Origin of the sequence: Bradyrhizobium sp. WSM1743 (assembly GCF_000473065.1) — a bacterium.
In the GTDB taxonomy this organism is placed as follows: Bacteria; Pseudomonadota; Alphaproteobacteria; order Rhizobiales; family Xanthobacteraceae; genus Bradyrhizobium.
Genome location: NZ_KI421494.1, coordinates 62,266 through 81,922 on the forward strand (window position 1 = coordinate 62,266; position 19,657 = coordinate 81,922).

Sequence of the window (19,657 nt, forward strand, 5' to 3'; positions counted from 1 at the left end):
GACTTCCATGCAAACCGACTATGCAACAGCGACGTGCCCTTAACAATAGGTGTTGGCCAACCTCAGCTATGTATTCGGCTGGTTGGATAAGGTGTGCCGAGATGATGATACATCATGTAACAGGAAAGGTTTTGCCTGAGACAGCCTCCGAATCGCGATCTCGCTTTGGACTTCACCAAAGGAGTGCTCATCATTTTAGTGATCGTCGGTCACCTGATCCAATATATCCACTATCAAAATGCAGGATTTTGGGATTCGGCATGCTTCAAATGGATCTACATGTTCCACATGCCCCCCTTTATGGCGATAAGCGGTTATCTTTCTTGCCGAGCGCTCCTGGTAAAGTCGTTCACGCAAGCTATCGGCGATCGTGCGACGCAGCTCCTGGTGCCGATGCTGTTTTGGTGCTGCATTCTCGAGTCATTGAAGTTTGCCGTGTTTCCCCGATCGGCGGGCGCACCAGATACCGTTTTGCAGTTTGTGAATGAGTCCGCCGGCACATATTGGTTCGTCTGGGCCGCGTTCATTTGTTTTATTTTCGCTAAAGCTATTTCGATTTCCAAGCATTGGTCGCCCTGGGCCTTGTTCGTATCCGTCATTCTGGTCGTGCTTGCGCCTCTGACTTTTTCCATATTCCCTCTCATAAAGTATATGTACCCGTTCTACTGCCTGGGATTCTCATTTGCGCAGTCGAGAGAACGGTGGACGAGCATAATGCGCTCTCACAGGCCGTTCTTGATTATGTCTGCCTCAATAGCGGCTATGATGTGCTTTCTGGCCTGGCGCAACGACACTTATGCATACAACAATCTCGCTTTGGTCCAGGATTTGCCATCGGCAAAAAATGTTCTTCTGATGTTTCTCGGCTCCGCAGCTGCCTCAGTGGTAATGATCGAGGTCCTGCTTCGATGCTGGAATATTGGTCACTCAAATCGGGTGGTCCGCTTTATCGCCGCGAAACTGGGGCCGAGCACGCTCGTGCTGTACTTGATTCAGGGGCGGTATTCCGTCTCATGGATTCCATACAGTATGGAGAACTTTGGGGCCCCGCAATGAGGTCTGCCGCGGCTGCATTTCTCGGGACAATGATTGTTGCCGTCGCGCTAGCGGTTCGCTGGACGGTGCGCGACATTCCTTATCTGTCCCAGCTCATGCTCGGAGTGCCACCCGCTCACCTCGGTAAGTAGCTGTAACCGAGATCTGATCAGGAGGCTCTCGCAAACCCATCGTAGATTGCGTTTCTTGTACCCCTGCTGTCTACGCAAGGCGAGACAATCTGGCAAAATGTTCTCAAAAATTGGGTCGTTGCGCCACGTAGTTTGTTTCCCCCGAACGTCTAGCGCAGATGCAGCCGATCCCTGCGAGGGGATCGCGAAGGCCCGGTCCCATGCGGCACGATTACGTCGGAGCAGAACGGCGCTTGCGATGATCAGAAGAATATCAACGTAGATACCAACAGATTGAGCGCGTGTTCCGTTTGGGGCGTGTGTGTGATGCTTGTCGGGTAATGAATGTATGACAGTCCGACGCTTGCATATATCCCTGGAGCGAGATGCGCGATGTATGTTCCCGTAACTGCTGTGCTATCGCGGTGCGCAAGCTGGCCTTTAGCCAGAGCAGCATCCACTGCAAGCTTACTCCATGCCGTGTTGGTCGCAACGAGAGCAATCAGATCGCTTGGCCTGCTATCAAAAGGTCCCTTCGCATAAAGACGAAGCTCGTAATACCGGCTGATCCTGTTGCGCTCAGGTGGAGCTCCCATGACGGAGAAGCCGCCGTAGATGCCGCGAGACGGCGACCCAAGGGCGTCACTCTGCCAGAGCTGCCTGTCCGCAGCGATGTAGTGAAAATTATTTCCGCTCTCCCTTTGTTGCTTGGGATCCGCCAAATTCGTGTAGCGGCTACTGTTCAAACCAACGCCCGCCCGCAGCCACGTGTCGGGTACGCCGGGAGCAGCCTTGCTCTTGTAGCCGGCTTCTTCGACGAGAAGGATGCCTGCATTGGCCGTGCTCCATTTCAAGCCGGTGGGATTCTCGGTTATATGAGCATAGGTACCATCCGGACTGATTGAGCGCTGGACGGAGACCTTGTTGTACAAGCGAGCGTCAAAATTGTACTTCAAGTTGGCCGCTGGCGTGGGCGCGGCATTGGTGCTCATCCCAGCCTGGAACAAGGCAGACATGTTCGATCCTGTCCCTCCGAAAAATGTGCCGGTGAATTCATTTTGGTTTCTGAGATAGCCAAGTTTGAGTTCTAGCGTCCTGTCGAAGAAAGTCTGGTAGTAGGCGAGCGTATTGAGTCCCACTCGATCTGGCCCTGGGCGATCCCACGTCCAGTATTGCTGCTCGGCTCCTACGACAATCTGTCCGTCGGCAATGCCAAACCGGCTCAGATCGTAGGTGACGATCATGAAGTTCGCCGACGCGAACGTCGGATTCTGGCCCATATAGAGCTGGTTTGCGATAGTGCTTCTGGCTGCATGCGGTAGCTGGTTGCTTGCAAAGGAGTTTTGTGTCCACCCGATATAGCCGATGCCGACGTCCGCCAGCGCAGATCTAACGCCCCCCTTGTCCTGACCAATCGTATCTGCAGGACCAGGGATGGGGAACCACAACCCTTTTTCACGGAGATTGTCGTACCTTTGGAAGGGATCGATGGTCTTTTGCGGTCTCGTCTGAGCGGCCCCGTTCGCACTGCCGCGCTTCTCCAAAGGCACTCCGGGACCTGCTGCGGGCGCCGGGGCAGGAGGGCGGATTGCCTGACGGATCAGGTGGATCGGGAGCTTTGCGGCCCGGTCGGAAGACTTTCCTCTTTTGCTGGCCTGATCCACAGGGTGGTTACTAGGATCAAGTCCGCTTGCTGCTTGTGCCAGTACGGAATTGCCGACCAGACAAGCCGCTAGCGAAAATGCGATAACAAGCCCAGATTGCTTTCGCCTTGGTCTGGAATTGAAAGAAAGTGCTGCCGTAGCCGAGTATGTCCGAGGCGAGGTCGTCGCAAGAAGGCAATCACGCATGGCGTACTTCGGGTCGATGTCTGCCGGCCATGAATGGATTGAACTGCGGCCTGATTGGCCTGGAGTGAGCTCCCGGCGCAGTGTGGCACGCGCCTGCTTCCACATCGTCATTGCGAGCACAGCGAAGTAATCCAGAATCCCCCCGCGGCGAGGCAGTCCGGATCGCGTCGTCGCCAGCGCTCCTCGCAATGACGAGCAAGCGGCATCGCCGGCGTCGTTTCGCGTCCGAGGGTGAGGGGGACGAGCCAGAACTCGATCTATCCGAACAGAGCCACTCAGGCTTGCTGAACCCCTCAGCTCGCGGCGCGATGATGATCCGATCCGAAATTTGCTTGTGCACGACGCCGGTGCGCCGAGAGCCAGCGGAGAGTGCTGGCTCGGCAAATGCTCACGAGCGCGCGGGGGCTTGCTGTCCTGGCCACCAAAACATTGCGAATGTCCACCTTGCTCATTGTGAGTCAGGCGAGTCTGGCGGTGCCGCGCATTTGCATCCAAGGCAGCTTTCTGGACCAAATGACAGCTACCGGAAAGCAGGGCTCGCCGTGCAAGAGACTCGGCTTCACGAAGCTCTTCATCGGTATTGTTGTCAGCGAAACACGAGACAATCGGCGGGCTTGGCCGAAAGGCCTTTGAATTTGCGCGCTCGGCAACCAGAGCACAACATCCAACGTGAAGGCCCAAGAGACCGGAGGAATCAGCCATCCAGCTTTGGCGGACATCGGCGAGCAGTTGCTGCTTACCGTCAGCGCGGCAAAACTTGTCTTGCATCCGAATCCTTGACGTGCGCGGCGTTCGTTGGCCACGCTTGGCACGTGCCCGTCATCTCGAACAACCTGCCGGAACTGGTAGTTGATCAGGTGCAATGTTTGCCGGTCCAATCGCGCCATTGCGGCTCGGCCGATCAGCCGTGGCGCTTACGTGGCGCGTCCCGGACGAAGTTGTTGGTCTGGGCAATGCGTGAGGCGGGGCTCCATCGAACACTTGCAGGAATCAGTGGACGGTTTGCATTCGTGCCGGGGCAAGGTAAGAAAATCTGCAAGGTGCTTTTGATTGATGAGAAAATGTGCGCGCTGCGCCATCGCCAACGAAGACGAAAACCATTGCTCGCTGGTGGCGCTATCATGGAGAACGCGCGCAAATTGTCGCGTTGCATTGCTCAAGAAGGAGCGTTTCATAGGAGCAGGCGCAGCCGATCGGGAAGATCGCAAACATTGATTATTGTCGACGCGGTAACTCCTGGAGCGCGGGAGCATCGCGGGCTATCGAGTCGACAAAATAAGCCTGCTGCAATGGGATCTCGAGTGAGGGACAATGGACCTGATTGATCAAGCGGCTGCTTCCGACTTGCGGCCGCTCTTGCACGGGCCGTCAAGAAGGATTCTTCCGGTTTTGGTGCTCCCGCTTGTCCTCGTCGGCTCGTGTGCTGCTGGCGCCTGGGTTTGGGCTAACCTTGAAGATTTTGTCGAGACGCCGGAAAGCAGAGATGTCGCTTCAACAATGAGCCTGTCACTGGAGGACAGGGCATCCCTATTCGAGATAAAGTGGGCACAGCAGAAAACTGACGATGAGATCGCAGAACTCAACCGCCGGATTGATGCCCAGCGGGATGCCCTCAAAGAGATCCTGGATCAGATCACCATGCTGACTTCGCGGATCGATTCGCTGCAGAGTTCAACACCTGTCCCTTCTGCTTCCGAGCCGCCTTTGTCGCCACCCCGGGCTGTTTCGACCAGGAAACGCTTCGGGCGGTCCAAACCACGGGGACCTGTTTCCGTCGGAGGCGCGCCAGTGATCGCCGGACCGAAGACCGCCGAGCCTTGAGCTCTGAGACGCTGCAGGCGTGGTCGAGTCTCCAACTGTGCTTGAGGAGGTGGACCGTAGCTTCGCAAAGCGGCCGCCAGCCGTAAAATCCCGAAGCTTGTGCAGGCGCTGCCGTCTCCAGCGGCACGTCGCTGAAGCCACGCCATTATCAAGAGCACTCAAGGGAGGTGGGGCATAGCCCTTTAGGCATGATCGAGCCGTGGCCCTGAACGGGGGAATCCGCTGCGCCTCTCCTTCAAATCAGCTTCCTTTAGTCAGCCCTCCCGGTTTGAGGCCATATCTGAAAGGTCGTTGTCATGACACCGCCGCTGCATTCTCGAAATCTGGCCTGTCTGCCGGAGGTGCCTCTTCAGATCATTTCGTCGCGAAGAGCTTAGATCTTTGGGATCTGCTCACATGCGGAGCTTAGTTAATAGGGGTACGGTCGAGATAGGTGTCGAATGCGGCAGCAACAGCACGAATGAGAAACCGGTGTTCCTGCTTGACCCGAATGAATCCCTCTTCAATGTCCACTATCCCGTCTTCGGCAAGCATTCGCAACCGGTCGGCCGAATTGAGAAGAGGAATCGGATCAAATCCGTGAGCAGCACAGATCGCTGGTACGTCGGCCTGCAAATCGCACATCAGACGCTCGATAATTGCGGCGCGGAGCCGATCTTCGGGGGAGAGACAGTAGCCTTTTGAGGTTGCCAGACGACCAGCCTGAATGTGTTGGCGATAGGAAGCGGTTGCACTCTCGTTCTGGACGTAACCGTCACGCAGACGGCCGATGGCTGACGGACCTAAGCCGATCACGGTTTTGCAGGTATCAGCGGAATAACCCAGGGAGTTGCGGCGCAGCTGCCCGGCTTTCTGCGCCAGCGCGAGCTCGTCGTTCGGCAGGGCGAAATGGTCGAGCCCGATCTGGCGGTAGCCGGCCGAGACCAGCGTATCTGCAATAGCCGCGGCTTGCTCGGCGCGGGCGAGATTATCGGGCAGCGCCGTCTCATCGATCTGGCGCTGACGTTTCATATAGGAGGGGACGTGAGCATAGCCGAAAACCGCAAGCCGGTCTGGCCGCATGGCCAGAGCCGTCCGCGCGGAGTCCACGCAGGACCGCACCGTCTGATGTGGCAGTCCGAAGAGAAGGTCGAAATTGATGCGCCTTATCCCATGCTGGCGAAGGCTTTCGACGACAGAAGCCGTCTGCACCTCGCTCTGGACGCGGTTGACCGCCCTTTGAACCACGGGGTCGAAGCTTTGCACACCTATGCTCGCGCGGCTGATCCCCGCCGCTTCTAACGTTTCGACCATCTCGGCCGTGACCCCACGCGGATCGACTTCTATGGCGATGGTAGCTGATTTGCTGAACGCGAAGCAGCGGCGCAAGAGTTCCATCAAGCCAAGGAAATCGGTCGGCGCAATGGTGGTCGGCGTCCCGCCGCCGAAATGCACGTCACTCACCGGCAGAGGAGGCGGCGCTTGCTCTGCGACCAAACGTATCTCATCTCGCACCGCCGCCAAATAATTGCGGATCGGTCGCTCGCTGCGAGTGAGGCTTGTAGGGAAGCCGCAATACCAGCAGATCGAGCGACAGAACGGAACGTGGAGGTAGAGCGATACGGGTTCGTTCGGCGGCAGCCGCCTCAACCATGTCTCACAAATCTCGGGACCGATCATCGCGGAGAAATCCGGTACGGTTGGGTAGATCGTGTACCAAGGCAGGCGAGCATCGCAATACTTGTTTAGGAGGGAGGTCTGCAAGACTTAACTTTCCCATGCTCAAACAGCGTGAAGCTGACCGGCGCCCTCTCTTGTGTCTTTGCGTTATGTCAAACGCGCCCAACTGTTCTTGAGATTGGTCCCCGCTCTCGATGTCACTGCCAACCCAGCTTAGGGGCCGGGAGTGGGAGTGAGCGCCGCTCCTTGGCGATTATCTGGATGCTTGTGGGTAGAATGAAGGTCTCTTACGAGTACGGCCCAAGCGGCTAGAGAGCCTGCGTGCAGTGTCAATCATTCATCCGAGGGCGCGTTGCTTCTACACTCCCTGACATGCAGCCCTTTTGCGACAAAGACAGAGATCTAAAGGCATCACCAAAAGCGGGCCAGGCTGTCCCCAAACTCAAGCTGGTGTTTCCTGGAAAAATCGATGTGCATGCTCGCAGCATTTGACCGATGCCTCCGTCCAAGGCCGGCGTGTCACGGACAATACGTTGCTTGCTGGATGAAGAGCGCCAAGTTCGCGATCGTACAATGTGACGCTACGTGCGATTCAAGTCCTTTGGAGCAGCTCACGAAAAACATTGTCGAAGTTGAAGTACAAAACGCAATGAGCCTCAATTCCGCCACGCTACTTGTCTCATTGCCGGGAGCATCATCACGGATGTACTGATGATGTTGGGCGAGCCCGGCGCACTTTCGACACCCGGCAAAGTGCGTCGGGTGCGCCTTGGTTCGGCGGCGTCTCGTTCCGGCTCCAATGCAGCTCGCCAACTCACAACAACTTGCAGCTTATAGCGAACGCGCGCCAGGCCAGATACCTCACACGTGACACCATCTGCGATGTTCTATTCTGCTTCAGCGCTTGATGTCTTTTGTTTTTTGACAACGCCTTTGCGGCTAGCGGTCACCGTCCGAGCGCGCACATCGCACTCGGCCCCTCATTGGCCTCGCGATCAATCCGATGCACCAGCAGCTCTCACTGTTCACATAGACCGCCCGGTGAGGCGTCGATCATCCCGTCACTAGGAATCGTTCTCGCGCGGCGACCTGGAGGCCATCTAGGCAGAAGCCGGCTGGGAAATCTTGCGCCGGATCATTACACCAAATGGGAGTCGCACCCTGGCATTCCAGTCCATTCACAGGATTGAGAAAGCTTGTGCTCCGTAAGCCGATCGGGTCTGAAGATCATCTTCCAGGAATGAGAGCTGAGCCGATCAAGGCAGCGAGGATGATCGCCAAACAGTTTGATAACTTGAAACTGGGCACCCACCAGGGGCCCATAACTGAAGTGCTCGGCTCGCCGCGAGCCCTCCATCGGGTGACGACTACCCGCAAGACAGTGGCGGCAACAATCAGCGACGGCTGCCTACGTCAGTATATGATCTGTGGCGATCATCGCCTTCAATTTCGCTATTGAAACGTTTGCCAACTGTCGATACGTCACGCGCCCAGACCGCATGGCTCTATCAGCAGCCTTCAGCGAGACCGCGTGAGAGGGTCTCAGCTTTTTTCAGATGGAGAGGGGATCGAGGAATGATGGCGTCGACCCACCATGGGCCAGCAAGCAACATTCCTGCTGTAAAACGGCGTCGGAGAGCCGGTGAAAGGGTGACTTTGTCGGCGTGGCCGATAGGAGCATGCGCGACGGGGGCTCATTGCCGCGCCTCCGCATCCTTGCCCATTTCGAGTTGACTGCGACTTTCTGGCGCTCAGCAAATCATCTTCCCTGACAATCTCCATGAGCAGCGCGCCGCAAGGACGGACCCAACTTGCTCCGAACTTGGCTTGCAGACCGTCCTCACCAAGCTCCTCGACGTAGTCGACGCGCGAGCCGACAAAGAGATTGCCGCAGCCTTCCAGAATGCTGATAAACATCTCACCGCCCCTGCCGCTCTCGAGGGAGCCGAATGAGCCCCCTGGATCGATCCGCACGAGCGTACCTAGCGAGAGCGCGCTTAGTCGGGGATCCCGCGGCCGGAGGGGCAGTCGGTCCAAGTTCCTCGACGATTGTCATGTGTCGACCGCCCTCATCAATTGCCAAGGCTAATGCTTGAGTGGGCTGGGCACCGACGGTCGGACTCGAGGCCGCCGCCGAGAGAAGGCGTGCACCTTTCGTGGTCCAGGTCAACTCGTGCTGCGGCTCGCGCAAATGGCCCTGTCGGCTTTCCTCCCGATGTCATGATTGCTTCAATGCAACTTACCTTCTAGTCAACCGGCCGCCTTTCAAGCCCTTGTTTCGGCGGTGATTTTTGCGAAATCAGCAGTTGGTATGACACTTGCTGAACTGGTGCGATCCGATCTGGGGTCCTCTCCCTTCTGGAGATGCGCATGCAAAGTGTCCTCTGCATCAAGCGGGTCTCGCGACTGCGAGTATCTCCCATTGCGTCTTTGACGTGGCCATTTTCTGCCCCTTCGATTCATTTGCGCCGGACCTGCCGGACGGACCCGCTGAGACGCCGGGCAATCATGCGAGGAGTATGGCTTCGGCTGTTCCGTGTTGCTCATCGATCGCGTCCCCGACGCCGTCGCAGGGCGGAGCATCAGCCAACGGTTGACGATGGCAATTCGCAAGATTGGGAAGAAAAATGACGCTCCTGTTGTCTTCGTCGGCAAGCAGAGAATCGATACCGACAACGCGCAGGTCCGGTCCGGCACCGCTAACGGCATGGGCGTGCTCTACCTCACCGGTATCGCGGAGTTTAGTGCCCAGCATGTCCTCGTGCTTGGCCTCGATACAAAGCGAAGCGCCGTTCGGACAGGACCATGGTTTCTCGCCATCCAATCTGAAGAGAGCTGGGCCTGTGACCGCTCGTGCTGTTTGGTTCGTCTCGCCAGCTGAGTCGTCAGGGCCCTCGGACTTTCTATCACTGCCAAACCAACAACATGGACGACCGCCCGGTGATCTCCGGTTTCGCCAGTACGCTATCGGCGAGCTCGATCGATCACTTCGCATGTGCAACGGCGCTTCGATTGCGGCGTGCCGTTCAGCCTCGGACTAGGGCATGATGGCGGGAGCTCGGCTGTTTGACGGGACGACCATGCCGGCGCAGCCAGCGGCGGGGCAACGAATCCGGGAATGGCGTCTGACGCAGGATTCGGCGCTCGGACTTCACGAAGAACAAACCCAAGGGTTCAGGTCATGGAATTGAATTTGGCTCCGCCTGAAACAAGCGCAAGCGAACACACTGACCGGGAGCTTGAACGAAGTTCTGAGGCGCCCATCAGGGATCTCTTTAGCTTCACTGAATGCGCGAACCAGACGCATTCGCTCAGAGCGCTGTTCCAGCTTCTTGTAAGCTGTGCCGCCGATGAAGGCTTCAGTGAAGTCGCTTTCGGCGCTCTCAACTTCGTCGAGCCACTTCGGCTGGCGGAATATCCACCTCCGGCTGTGGCTGTGAAGTGGCCGCCAGACTGGTGCGACCGATACTTCAAACGCAAGTACCATACTATCGATCCGGTGGTCCGGAGGACACCGATGCTTTCGCGGCCGTTTTTGTGGGACCAACTCGCCGACCGCTATCAACTTCAAAAGGACGAGAGACGCGTATTGGACGAGGCGAGAGAGGCGGGCCTGAAGCATGGCATGAGCGTGCCATTGTTTGGCCCGTTGGGTCGGGTATCTGTGGTGTCGTTTGCATCTGCGTCAGATGATGCTGATCCTCAGGACCACATCGGTCATCTTAACGCCCTGGCCTGGCAGTTCCACACCGCCTATGGCGAGATCGCACGTCCCTGCAACAATGGCTGCGAAAGAAAAGTTGCACTATCGCAGCGGGAGATCAATTGCTTGCGGTGGGTGGGAGAGGGGAAATCGTCATGGGAAATTGGGAAGATCCTGGACATCAGCGAGAATACAGTCAATTTTCATATCAAAAATGCAATGCGAAAGCTGGGTGCGACCAGCCGGATTCAAGCGGTCCTCATTGCGGTTCGCCTCAATCTTCTTTGAATTCATCAGTCGAATGGAAGGAGCACCAAGTGCCAAATCTTGCTTCAGCTTCTGGCAGGTTCAATCGATGCTTATGGAGCTCCACAACCTCACGCGGCGGGAGGTTTCAGACTTGCGGAGTGCTGTATTTGCGGCCTCGCCGAAAGTGCCATCAGATGTTGAATCGACTGACCTGGTCCGCCAGTGTTGAGGTCAGGTGGCGTCGTTCCATGCAGCCGTTGAGCCCTGCTTAGACGAACTCGAACCTGGTGCTTCGGAACTGCGGGAGGGGTGCCGGAGGGGGAGGAGCGTGTGAAGCAAGAACCCCGACCGCGGTCGGGGTTCCCGATTCACGCAACCGCGTGGAGATCACTATTTGGCAAACCCTTGGCCGAACTTGTAATTGAGCCGTGCCGTGATGAGATCGACGTCCTGGTGGACGCGATCGGCAGCAACGGCCGCTGGGAAGCTTACGTTGCTGCGCTGCATGAACAAGTGGGTATACTCGACGCCAGCTGACCAGCTGGGCGCGAGGCTGACTTCGGCACCGGCGCCCAGCGCGCCACCCCAACGCACATCATTGTCTTTGGCAATCTCGGTGCCAGTAGCCACCGAGTTCAGGTGATAGGTGTTGCTGGTGACCGCAGCACCGCCCTTGGCGTACAGCAGCACGGCATTGAACGCGTAGCCAATATGGCCGGTGAGCAGACCGAATGCATCTGTCTTGGTGCCAATGGTGTCTGCTGGGAAGGCGGTGCTGACATTGGAGCCGCTAAAGTCGGCCCAATTGCCCTGGCCTTCGATCCCGTAGACCATGTTGAAGATGTGCCAACGATAGCCAATCTGACCGCCAATGGTACCGCCAGTCGAATCATGGCAACCCTCGGGTGTGACTCCATTGAAATCCCAGCAGTTGCGGCTCGTTCCCCAGCCGCCATTGACACCGATATAGTAGCCGGACCAATCGATGATCGGAGCTGCGACCGGCGGCGGTGGCGCCTTGACCTGGACGGGCTGCCTGGCCAAGTCCGCGCCGAATGCGGGAGCGGCTGCACTGAGTGCGCCGATGCTTGCGGTCAGAATCAGAAAATTCTTCATTCGAGTGTCGTTCCTTTCGGTGCTCCCCGGCGCCGTGCGTTTAGCAACATGATCGCGAATTGCTGTAACTGCCGCACCACACGTCTTCGAAAGAAATGGGTCGAATCGCACGCCGCGTCAGATTGTGGATCGCGCAACGTGCCATGCACTGCCTCGGCGAAATGCTGCGGCCTGACGTGGTCGCTTCGCGCAGATGCTTCTTTGAATGCGATCCGTTCGTTATGGCCTGTGATGGGACGCAATGCTGCGAGGTGCTTGGCTCCATTTGTCGACAAGGCCCGTCTGCGCCAACCCGTCCCGTGCATGCTCGCTGTTCAGAGAGTTCGGCAAATGAAGACCGCTGATCGAAGACGCGTCTCGGGTGCTCAAGCTCATTCTTCCGGCAGGAGGGTCGTGCTGCCGCTCGCAATCGTGGGCGATGCGGCGATGATCGATCACAGGTCTGGATCGCTTTGGCTCCGGACCTATCATAAGTGCAGCACGATGTTGCTCAACCTCGACCCCCGATCGACGGTTGTCAAGAAGCCGATGCGGCCGTGCTTGACGCGGCTCTTGCCTGAAGTTGCGCAACCGTCCCATCGCCGACTTGCTCTGGGTTCCAGGTTACTGGTCTGGGGTCACCAGAAGAGCTGCGTAGGCAACAGTCGTCGCGAACGTGCTCGTCTTCAGCGGGGCTGAACATGAGTGGAGGAAGGTCAGCTCGACCACGCTCTGCCCCGGTGTTTTCCCGCCGCATAAGGTCCCCAAGAGCCTTAACGAAGCTGATCCTATATGGCAGTAGAGGTGCATTGCTCCGCCGACAGCGCCAGTTCAGCCCGCAAGCTGCGTATCGCGTCGTTTGCCAGATTCAAAGTATTCCGTTCGCCCTTCCTTATCGAAGACTCAAGGAAAGTGTGCAACCGGCTATGGAGGACCGTCTTGGGATTATGCGCCAGCAACGGATCCTTCTCAACAAAGCGCCAGGCCTTGTCAAATGCGACGCTCACGATAGCATCTGTCGTCTGCACTTGCTCGAGTAAGAACTGATCCACCTCAACACTCCACGACGTCCTGATACAAGGAAGTACCTTGGCAAAAGCTAACCGAGAGCCTGTGGCTTGTCCCAGCAAGTAAGACATCAGAGCGGCAGGACGCTCGGACACCGAGCTGCTCTCGGTGCTTCAATGAATTTATAGATGTTTGTTGAAGTTCCGATGACCCCGCAGTCGTATCGTCAGGCGCAATTCGAATAATTTTGAAGCGGCTGAAACGAGTACGCGTTGTTCGCGCGGCTTCGTTGCCGCGTGTGACGTTTTCCGAACACTGCCTGTTTGCTTTCTGACATGTGTCCGCGGCCCTTCGTCCTTTGCTCGGCCCTGCGCGTGACCTCATGCTCTCGGTGCAGGCTGCAGCTTTCGAGCATGGGGACAAACAGTTGCGATATGGAAAAGCCAGCGGAACGGGCGCGCTTACGTGACGGTGAGCCCATAAACGTCGAATCGTCGATCCCTGGTGCGTACGGCCGTAGCAGTCAGCCCAGCGATAAACGTTCAACAAGCGCGCCATCAACCGCAGAAAAAGGCAAATGAAAACTCAATCCGCTGCTGAACGTGACAGAATTAGTTTCGCGATCTTCATTCGATTGGCAGGAGTTCGGAGCACCGCCGGTAATGCTGCCACCGCCTGATCGAGAAGGTGTCCCAAAACCTGAAGGTCTTCCGGGTAGTAAACGCCAAGGTCTCGCGCCAGTCGCGTCGTTCGCCGGTCGCTGGCGCGGCCCCCGGTTCTGGTATCGCCCAGCTGGCCGAGCTCCACTTCCGCCGTAATCATTTGGTTTGTGAGTGCGTTTAGCAGTCGGATCGCTTCGAGCTCGTTGCCTTCTTCGCGTATGAGAGCGGCCACGATGTCGAGTTGCAGGTCGATGCGTTCCGCGAGGTCCTCTGCGCGTGAATTGGAAGGGTCAAGTTCCACAGTGTTGCTCCAAAGTAGTTAAATGCAGGCAGCTGGCTGATTAACGGTTGTGGCAGACGGCGATAGAACGAAGGGCTGCTGCACAGGGCAAGGTGCGCACGCACGGTCGCTGAAGGACGGCAAGTCGAGAAGCGAGGCCCGAACTGCTTCGGGATTGCTTGCCGCCTGACATAGCGATCTAGACGTAACCGGAGGCCTCGCCAAACAAGGGATAACCGCGTCGGGATATGGTTGAAGAGCGCCGGCGCATAGAATGAGACAACGTGGCGTCAGTCTGTAGGAAGTGGGTGTCGGGGCGGCCCGCCGACGAAGACTGTGCATGTGAGCAGAGTGAGAATCCGCGATCACACGAGGTATGGGCGTGGGCAGTAAGGTCGCGAGGCTGGTCTCATCACGCCGATCGACATCAGTGCATCGTCCTGGCCGGAGGATATGTCGCTTGCACTTACCCTGGTCAGATAGCTGATCGCACTGCTTTGTTTGAAGGCCGCGACAGCGGCGGATTGTCGACGCTGCCCGCCTGGTCAGGGCGAAAAGTCCAGCCCGCACCGGTGTAGAGGGCAGTTCGCCTGCCCGAATTCTATGCTGCGCACGCATTTACTTTGGCCAAGCAGTGTGCGTGAGAGCTGATCTTCTTGGAGGGCCTTAGTGAGATTGCAAAGGGGGAGGCGACCGCGCGATAGGTTGCGCGCCAGACGTTGCGGTTGGCCATCCAACTGGATTTGCGCCGCACGCGTCTCGATTCCAAAGATTGATGGGTGTCGTTGGGGATGCAGCCACAAGAAGCGTGAATCGGCCTGCGACTACGCTGAAAGCAAAAAGGATCCATGGTCACGCGACATTCGTGAAATGTGCTTTCCGGAAACCGGCGATCGACTTATGGGGTATTTGGCTGAAATTGGTAAAATCGAAAGTGTTGATGGGATGCATCCAGTTCGTGGATCGCGTACGCGAGTAATCTTACCGCCTACATCGAAAATGGGTTTTTGGTCTTTTCCCGCTGTCTTGGTTCAGTGAGTTTGTGAGCCTTTAGGCGAGCCTGCTGATTCGTTGATGACCGGCCATGATAGAGAAGACAACAATCGCAGCGAATGCCTCTAAATTGGACTCCAGATGTCACGAGGGTCCCGCAAAAACTCCGTTGATCCGCGTAAGCCGAGGAGAAGGCCATGGAATCTCGACGGCGACTATCCACCAGCTCCGGCCTCCGCAGATGCAGGATGCCCCTGAGCAATCGCTGGCCTTCATTGAAAAGGCCCGCGAGATCGAAGCGGACAAGGGCGGCGTCAGCCTGCGGATGAGTTGATAAAGGCTCGCAAACACTCCCTAAGCCAAAGCTCGCTCTCATAGAAGCGCCAGGCGGGTCAGACGTCGCCGATTTCTCCAGTATAACGTGTGCGGGACTACCCTCAATCATGAGCGCCTGTGGCTTCCCATCTGAGAAGTTGGTAGGCCAATCAAGCGTCAGGCTCCTGCCGGTACTTGAGCGCCAATTACAAGCGTGCTGCCGGTTGGCGCATATAGGTGACAGTCCCCTTTATGCGGCGGCCTTGCTCGATATAGGTACCACTATAGCGAAGGTTTCCAACGTCGCCCCCCGACAATCCTGCCGTTGCCGACGTAGACGGCACCCCCCGGTTCGCCCATGCCGACAGTCCATTGCGTAAAGCGCGCTCACAACGAGGAATTCTCTTCGAAAGCAGAGTGTCATGTGCCGAAGTAGGAAGAAGCGCAGTCAGAAAAGTGAATGCTTGATCGCTGCCATTGAGGCTGACGATCGCTTTCGCTTGCAGCGCAAACGACAACCAAAATCGCAACCGGCTTCGGACAACCTCAATGCGCCGGTCTCCTTGCCAAGCATATGATTTCCCAATGTAGACATTAGCCACCAAAGCCATCGAGAATTTCAGCTTTGATTGCGGTTGCCGTGTACAGGGAGATCTCCAGCGGAAGGTTTCCAAATGCAAGCTGGCAGAGCAAGTAGTTGGCACCTGCCTCTTCCATCTGCTGAAGAAGAAGCTGCCGGACGGAAGCTGGCGTTCCAACGACACACAATTCGCTCTCAAGTGCTGCATCGAAGGTCAGCGGAAGGGCGGGCGGCGTCGGAATGGCATTCAGGTCGTAAAGAAACTTGAAGCTCTCCAGCCATCGTCCATACGCAGTTTTGGCCGCCGTATGAGCGTCTTGGTCAGACTTAGCAATTACGACCATGCGGGCCAGGCCGAGAAATGACTCGCGGCCTTGTGCTACTGTATCGTGGGCTCGATGGGAGCGGTAGGCGTCCGTAACTTTCCGGACAACAGAGGCGGGGCCTATGCACGCCAGATTGGCGCCATTTGCAGCGGCCCACTGCGCCGACTCAGCCCGATTGCTTGCGATCCAGGTCGGCGGATATGGACGTTGGTGAGGCCTCAACGTCAAGGGTACCTCGCTCAACTGAAAGTGGTGTCCCTGATAAGATAGCGTATGTCCCTTCAGCGCAATATTCAGGATTTCACTGGCTTCCGTATAACGGCTTGGTGCGGCATCCGCACCGATGCCGAAATAACCCCATTCAATCGGCTGGGAGCCGCGGCCTATCCCGACCTCGAGCCTGCCGCCGCTCAATTGGTCAAGCATGCAGATCTCTTCGAATGCGCGCAATGGATGATAAAGGTTGAGCAACAGGACGAGCGGACCAAAGCGCAATTGCCGGGTGCGCTGCGCGAGGCTTGATAGAAATAGGTTCGGCGAGGGCCCTCTGCCATGAGGCGTGCAGTGGTGTTCGGCCAGGTGATAAGCGTAGAAGCCCAGAGAATCACAGACCTCCGCCAGCTTGAGACGATCTTCATATTGTCGTGCGGCATCTCGACCGTCGTCATCCAAATGGTCGAAAATGCCGCACGTTAGTCTTGAAGGAAGGCCACTCTTCACTCGATCAATCTCCGATTATGGACGGGGCGGCGAGCCCCGGTTGCTTCATGCCGTCGCGTTCAAAGAGGTGTTGTGCGTCATTTGACGGCTTAGGGCGTTTCTCTTTGGGTGCGTGGATCTGAAGTTGCACGTGTGATTGGGTCACGAGAATGCGTAGATGGCGCAGTGACTTTGAAAGAGGTGGCGAAGCGCCTCCACACCGAGCATGTGCTCGACCGGAAGCATCGTTAGCTTCGCGTTCTCCTCTTTCTGGGCCTCACCCAACGCTTGGCCGCAGAAATGTCCATGCCCGAACCTAGCACAACTGTAGATGGCTGCTTCAGAGGTCATGTGCCCGCGAGCCGGATCAGCGCGACAGGGCTGCTATTTGTCTATGGTCGGACGCAGCGTCTCCTTCAGGTCGACATCAGGTAGCCCTGCGAGGGCTGCAGCAAACGCGACGAACGCTACGAAAGCTGCAAGAATAAGAGAGCTTGCGAGTATCGCTGCTCCAACATCCTGAGGGCGTCTCATCATCCGTGTCACTTTGGGTTTGGAGAGACGGCGTTAACGCCAATCAGTTCTGCTCGACAGTTTCAACACGGCCGTCGCGCCAGCGGTAAACCAGAAAACCAGGAACCGCATTGTCTCCCTTTGTATCGAACCGGACTGGGCCAATCACGGTATCGATCGCGCGTGAACGAAGTGCGCTGGCGACGCGCGCAGCATTGAGCGAGCCGGTCCGGTTCACCGCCTCTGCCCATGCTTGCACGGCGGCATAGGCGTAAAGCGTGTAGCCTTCAGCAGACAGGTTGGAAGCTTTGAGTCCGGCGACCACGCCGGCCGCATTGGCATTCCTGGCGGGGTCCGGCATGAAGGTAAACAACGTGCCATTTCCAGCGGTGCTGGTAATGGCCCAGAATTCAGAGGTCATCAACGGATCGTTGGCCATGACGATGAGGCCCGCTCCTGCCTCTGATGCCTGGCGTACAAACAAGCCAATTTCGGTATGATAGCCGCCGATATAGACGACGCGCACCCCATCCTGTTTTATTCTTGAGACCAGCGCCCTGTAATCCTTTTCGCCGGCTACGTAGCTTTGCCGAATGACTTGTTCACCGAACCTCTGAAGCTGTGCCTCAACCACGTCGGCAATACCCTTGCCTGCGGTGCTCTTGTCGTCGAGCACTGCGATCTTGGCGTTAGGGTAGTTCCTACGAATGTACTCAGCGGCAGCGGTGCCCTGTTGGTCGTCGCGGCCGCAGATCCGAAAGACGGTCTGAAGGCCTCGTTCTGTTAGCTGAGGATTTGTCGAGCCAGGGGAGACCTGAACGATGCCTGCTTCGGCATAGATGTCGGAGGCCGGGATCGACGAAGAGGAACAAAAATGGCCAATGACCAACCGTACCCGCTCTGTTGTGAGCTTATTCGCAACTGCGACAGCTTGCTTCGGGTCGCAGGCGTCGTCGGCGACACTCATAATCACCCTGGTATCGGGAAGTAGGCCCGAAGCGTTCAACGCCTCGACCGCCGCAGCCGCACCGTCGCGCATTTGCAAGCCGAACGCAGCGCTGCTTCCGCTCATTGGGCCAGCCACGGCAATCTTGACTTCGGAGCCGCGCGCAGCCGAGGCGAGGGCGCAGAAGAGAAGCGCTGCACTCGCAGCAGAAGCGTAATGCCCATTTAACATTGTAGAGCTCCCAATGCTCACCTGAAGTGAAACGCCAGCAGCTGTGATCAGAGGTGCCTGCACGTTGAGGCTGTCTGCCAAGCGAAGCTTGCGTTAGGTCGGCCAGGTTGCGACCGCGTAGGAGCCTACAATTTGACGTTACGTGCGGTTCAAGCCCCTTTTGAAAGGAGCCTCGATCATGCGTCAGGGAGCGCGGATCGGCGAGGTCATGATGACTGTCCGCTTGAGTCCATAAAATTATCGGCGGCATCAGAGCCGCCGATCAACCAAGCGTCGTTGCATCTTCAGATTGCCAGGGGGCGATTGGCAATGCCATGCGGGGTCAGCCATGAGGACGTCAATACGGCTGATCCTCCAACCCGCCGAGGGCGAGATCGAGATATTGCATGAGGCAGGGATCCCAACCAGCCAGGCTACGGGGGGCGCTTAATCGTGCAAGTACCTTCAGGATCATCGAAACGCGTGAATCGGCGCCGGCGATTTCGCTGATCAGCAAGCGTGCTGCAACCGCGACAGCCTTTGCCCGCTCGCCGCAAGGATGCTCGCCCCGATCCATACAATCACGCAGGTCGTCGCGGATCCGCCGCCACCGCTCCTCGCGATCTGCAGCTAGCTTGCAGGTGCATCGGGACGTCTGACTACGCGTCTCGACCCGCGACATGGCATTCAAGGCAGCAGGCAGCTCATCCACACTTACCTGGATCTCGCTGTCGATGGTCATGTTGCGCAGGCGATCTCGCAACAGGGTTGCTCGAGCTACCTGAAGTTCTATCCGCTCTAGATGCTTGCGCAGCAGGTCGGTGAGCGAGGTCGTGCCCTCCATAGCTTTACGGATCTCGACAAGGGAGAAGCCAAGCTCACGTAGCGCCCGAATCTGGTGAACCCGTTGGACGCTTTCGCGGTCGTACATCCGGTGGCCGCCGTCAGTACGCTCTGAGGCTGCTAGGAGTCCCGTATGTTCATAATGATGCAGCGTGCGCACCGTTACTCCGGTCGCCTCTGCAAGTTCGCCAATGCGCCATCGACGCCTTCGTGGTGTAGCTTTGCTCATGTTGTTCAATTTCAAAGCCTACAACCTGACGTCACGTATGGTTCAAGCTATTTCAAAGCTCTAGCTGGATCGTCTTCCATTCCAGCGCGAGAGTGGTGACTATCCTCAGAATGGCGGGGGATCAACCCTGAGGGGAAATGGTGATCAACAAGTTCGTCAGGCATGCCAGTTGAGCATCGCCAGCCGCTGTACGCTCCAAGATGAGTTTGGCGATTGCAGTGCAATTTTCCGGAGTTTGCATCGATGGGGGTAGCGCGGTGACCGCACTATCATAAAGGTTTCCCAGGGCGGAAAGCTCTTCCGGATCGAACACGCCGCTGCATTGCTCCAACGTTCAGCTCCTTGTTTGTCATTGCGTCATGGCAGCGCACGTCGACAAGACGTTTGGCGGCGATAGGGCAAAAAGAAGTCAGACCCGCGGCGCGGAGCGACGAAGATGCGATGTACTCCAGGCTGATGCGATAGGGCAACACGCGTGCGCGATGCTTGCGTCGACCGCGCAAGAGATCG

The 19,657-nt window shown here is 57.3% G+C and carries 14 protein-coding genes and 1 pseudogene; 5 read left to right on the plus strand and 10 right to left on the minus strand.

The features are described 5' to 3' along the window. Window positions 1-135: 135 nt before the first annotated feature. A pseudogene (gene nolL / locus YU9_RS44220) lies at window positions 136-1,187 on the plus strand (nodulation factor fucose acetyltransferase NolL). Window positions 1,188-1,429: 242 nt separating this feature from the next. Here the strand turns inward: nolL and YU9_RS44225 are convergent. Next, complete coding sequence (locus YU9_RS44225) at window positions 1,430-3,127, minus strand: carbohydrate porin (protein WP_245266750.1); 1,698 nt, start codon at window positions 3,125-3,127, stop codon at window positions 1,430-1,432. Window positions 3,128-3,474: 347 nt separating this feature from the next. Then, entirely contained in the window at window positions 3,475-3,903 is a 429-nt protein-coding gene (locus YU9_RS49515) for a hypothetical protein (RefSeq protein WP_198028386.1), read from the minus strand. A gap of 424 nt (window positions 3,904-4,327) precedes the next feature. Here YU9_RS49515 and YU9_RS0139635 point away from each other — a divergent pair, with 424 nt between their 5' ends. Continuing rightward, entirely contained in the window at window positions 4,328-4,837 is a 510-nt protein-coding gene (locus YU9_RS0139635) for a hypothetical protein (RefSeq protein WP_027577621.1), read from the plus strand. Window positions 4,838-5,242: 405 nt separating this feature from the next. Here the strand turns inward: YU9_RS0139635 and hemN are convergent, their stop codons facing one another. Next, on the minus strand, window positions 5,243-6,580 hold the full coding sequence (hemN, locus tag YU9_RS0139640; protein ID WP_027577622.1) for an oxygen-independent coproporphyrinogen III oxidase: 1,338 nt from the start codon (window positions 6,578-6,580) through the stop codon (window positions 5,243-5,245). Window positions 6,581-7,766: 1,186 nt separating this feature from the next. Here hemN and YU9_RS49645 point away from each other — a divergent pair. From YU9_RS49645 to YU9_RS0139660, 3 genes are all read left to right on the plus strand, one after another. Further along, complete coding sequence (locus YU9_RS49645) at window positions 7,767-7,955, plus strand: hypothetical protein (RefSeq protein ID WP_210163518.1); 189 nt, start codon at window positions 7,767-7,769, stop codon at window positions 7,953-7,955. 1,077 nt (window positions 7,956-9,032) lie between these two features. Continuing rightward, window positions 9,033-9,377: a hypothetical protein gene (locus YU9_RS48720; protein WP_156952416.1), complete on the plus strand. Its 345-nt coding sequence runs from the start codon at window positions 9,033-9,035 to the stop codon at window positions 9,375-9,377. A 300-nt stretch (window positions 9,378-9,677) separates the two neighbouring features. Next, a complete protein-coding gene (locus YU9_RS0139660; RefSeq protein WP_084299239.1) occupies window positions 9,678-10,487 on the plus strand; it encodes a LuxR family transcriptional regulator in 810 nt (269 codons plus the stop codon). A 351-nt stretch (window positions 10,488-10,838) separates the two neighbouring features. On the opposite strand, the gene YU9_RS0139665 is transcribed toward YU9_RS0139660, so the two are convergent. The 7 genes from YU9_RS0139665 to YU9_RS44245 all read right to left on the minus strand — a co-directional run bounded on the left by YU9_RS0139665 (window position 10,839) and on the right by YU9_RS44245 (window position 19,478). After that, the gene (locus tag YU9_RS0139665) at window positions 10,839-11,564 is read right to left on the minus strand and encodes an outer membrane protein (protein WP_027577625.1); all 726 of its coding nucleotides are present in this window, start codon (window positions 11,562-11,564) and stop codon (window positions 10,839-10,841) included. A 767-nt stretch (window positions 11,565-12,331) separates the two neighbouring features. Then, on the minus strand, window positions 12,332-12,595 hold the full coding sequence (locus tag YU9_RS0139670; RefSeq protein ID WP_027577626.1) for a hypothetical protein: 264 nt from the start codon (window positions 12,593-12,595) through the stop codon (window positions 12,332-12,334). Window positions 12,596-13,136: 541 nt separating this feature from the next. Next, on the minus strand, window positions 13,137-13,514 hold the full coding sequence (locus YU9_RS0139675; RefSeq protein ID WP_027577627.1) for a hypothetical protein: 378 nt from the start codon (window positions 13,512-13,514) through the stop codon (window positions 13,137-13,139). Window positions 13,515-15,395: 1,881 nt separating this feature from the next. Continuing rightward, a complete protein-coding gene (locus YU9_RS44240) occupies window positions 15,396-16,427 on the minus strand; it encodes an LLM class flavin-dependent oxidoreductase (RefSeq protein ID WP_036019513.1) in 1,032 nt (343 codons plus the stop codon). Between the two features lie 556 nt (window positions 16,428-16,983). Next, the gene (locus tag YU9_RS45210) at window positions 16,984-18,096 is read right to left on the minus strand and encodes a branched-chain amino acid ABC transporter substrate-binding protein (RefSeq protein ID WP_027577629.1); all 1,113 of its coding nucleotides are present in this window, start codon (window positions 18,094-18,096) and stop codon (window positions 16,984-16,986) included. A gap of 337 nt (window positions 18,097-18,433) precedes the next feature. Then, window positions 18,434-19,147, minus strand: a complete 714-nt coding sequence (locus YU9_RS0139705; protein ID WP_027577630.1) for a MerR family transcriptional regulator — start codon at window positions 19,145-19,147, stop codon at window positions 18,434-18,436. Window positions 19,148-19,268: 121 nt separating this feature from the next. Beyond that, window positions 19,269-19,478, minus strand: a complete 210-nt coding sequence (locus tag YU9_RS44245) for a hypothetical protein (RefSeq protein WP_036019517.1) — start codon at window positions 19,476-19,478, stop codon at window positions 19,269-19,271. Window positions 19,479-19,657: the final 179 nt, after the last annotated feature.

Excerpts from the sequence above, each read along its gene's own strand:
- YU9_RS44225 (WP_245266750.1), bottom strand. The coding sequence starts at position 3,127 with ATGACGATGTGGAAGCAGGCGCGTGCCACACTGCGCCGGGAGCTCACT.
- YU9_RS49515 (WP_198028386.1), bottom strand. The coding sequence starts at position 3,903 with ATGGCGCGATTGGACCGGCAAACATTGCACCTGATCAACTACCAGTTC.
- YU9_RS0139635 (WP_027577621.1), top strand. The coding sequence starts at position 4,328 with ATGGACCTGATTGATCAAGCGGCTGCTTCCGACTTGCGGCCGCTCTTG.
- YU9_RS49645 (WP_210163518.1), top strand. The coding sequence starts at position 7,767 with ATGATCGCCAAACAGTTTGATAACTTGAAACTGGGCACCCACCAGGGG.
- YU9_RS0139660 (WP_084299239.1), top strand. The coding sequence starts at position 9,678 with ATGGAATTGAATTTGGCTCCGCCTGAAACAAGCGCAAGCGAACACACT.
- YU9_RS0139665 (WP_027577625.1), bottom strand. The coding sequence starts at position 11,564 with ATGAAGAATTTTCTGATTCTGACCGCAAGCATCGGCGCACTCAGTGCA.
- YU9_RS45210 (WP_027577629.1), bottom strand. The coding sequence starts at position 18,096 with ATGTTAAATGGGCATTACGCTTCTGCTGCGAGTGCAGCGCTTCTCTTC.
- YU9_RS0139705 (WP_027577630.1), bottom strand. The coding sequence starts at position 19,147 with ATGAGCAAAGCTACACCACGAAGGCGTCGATGGCGCATTGGCGAACTT.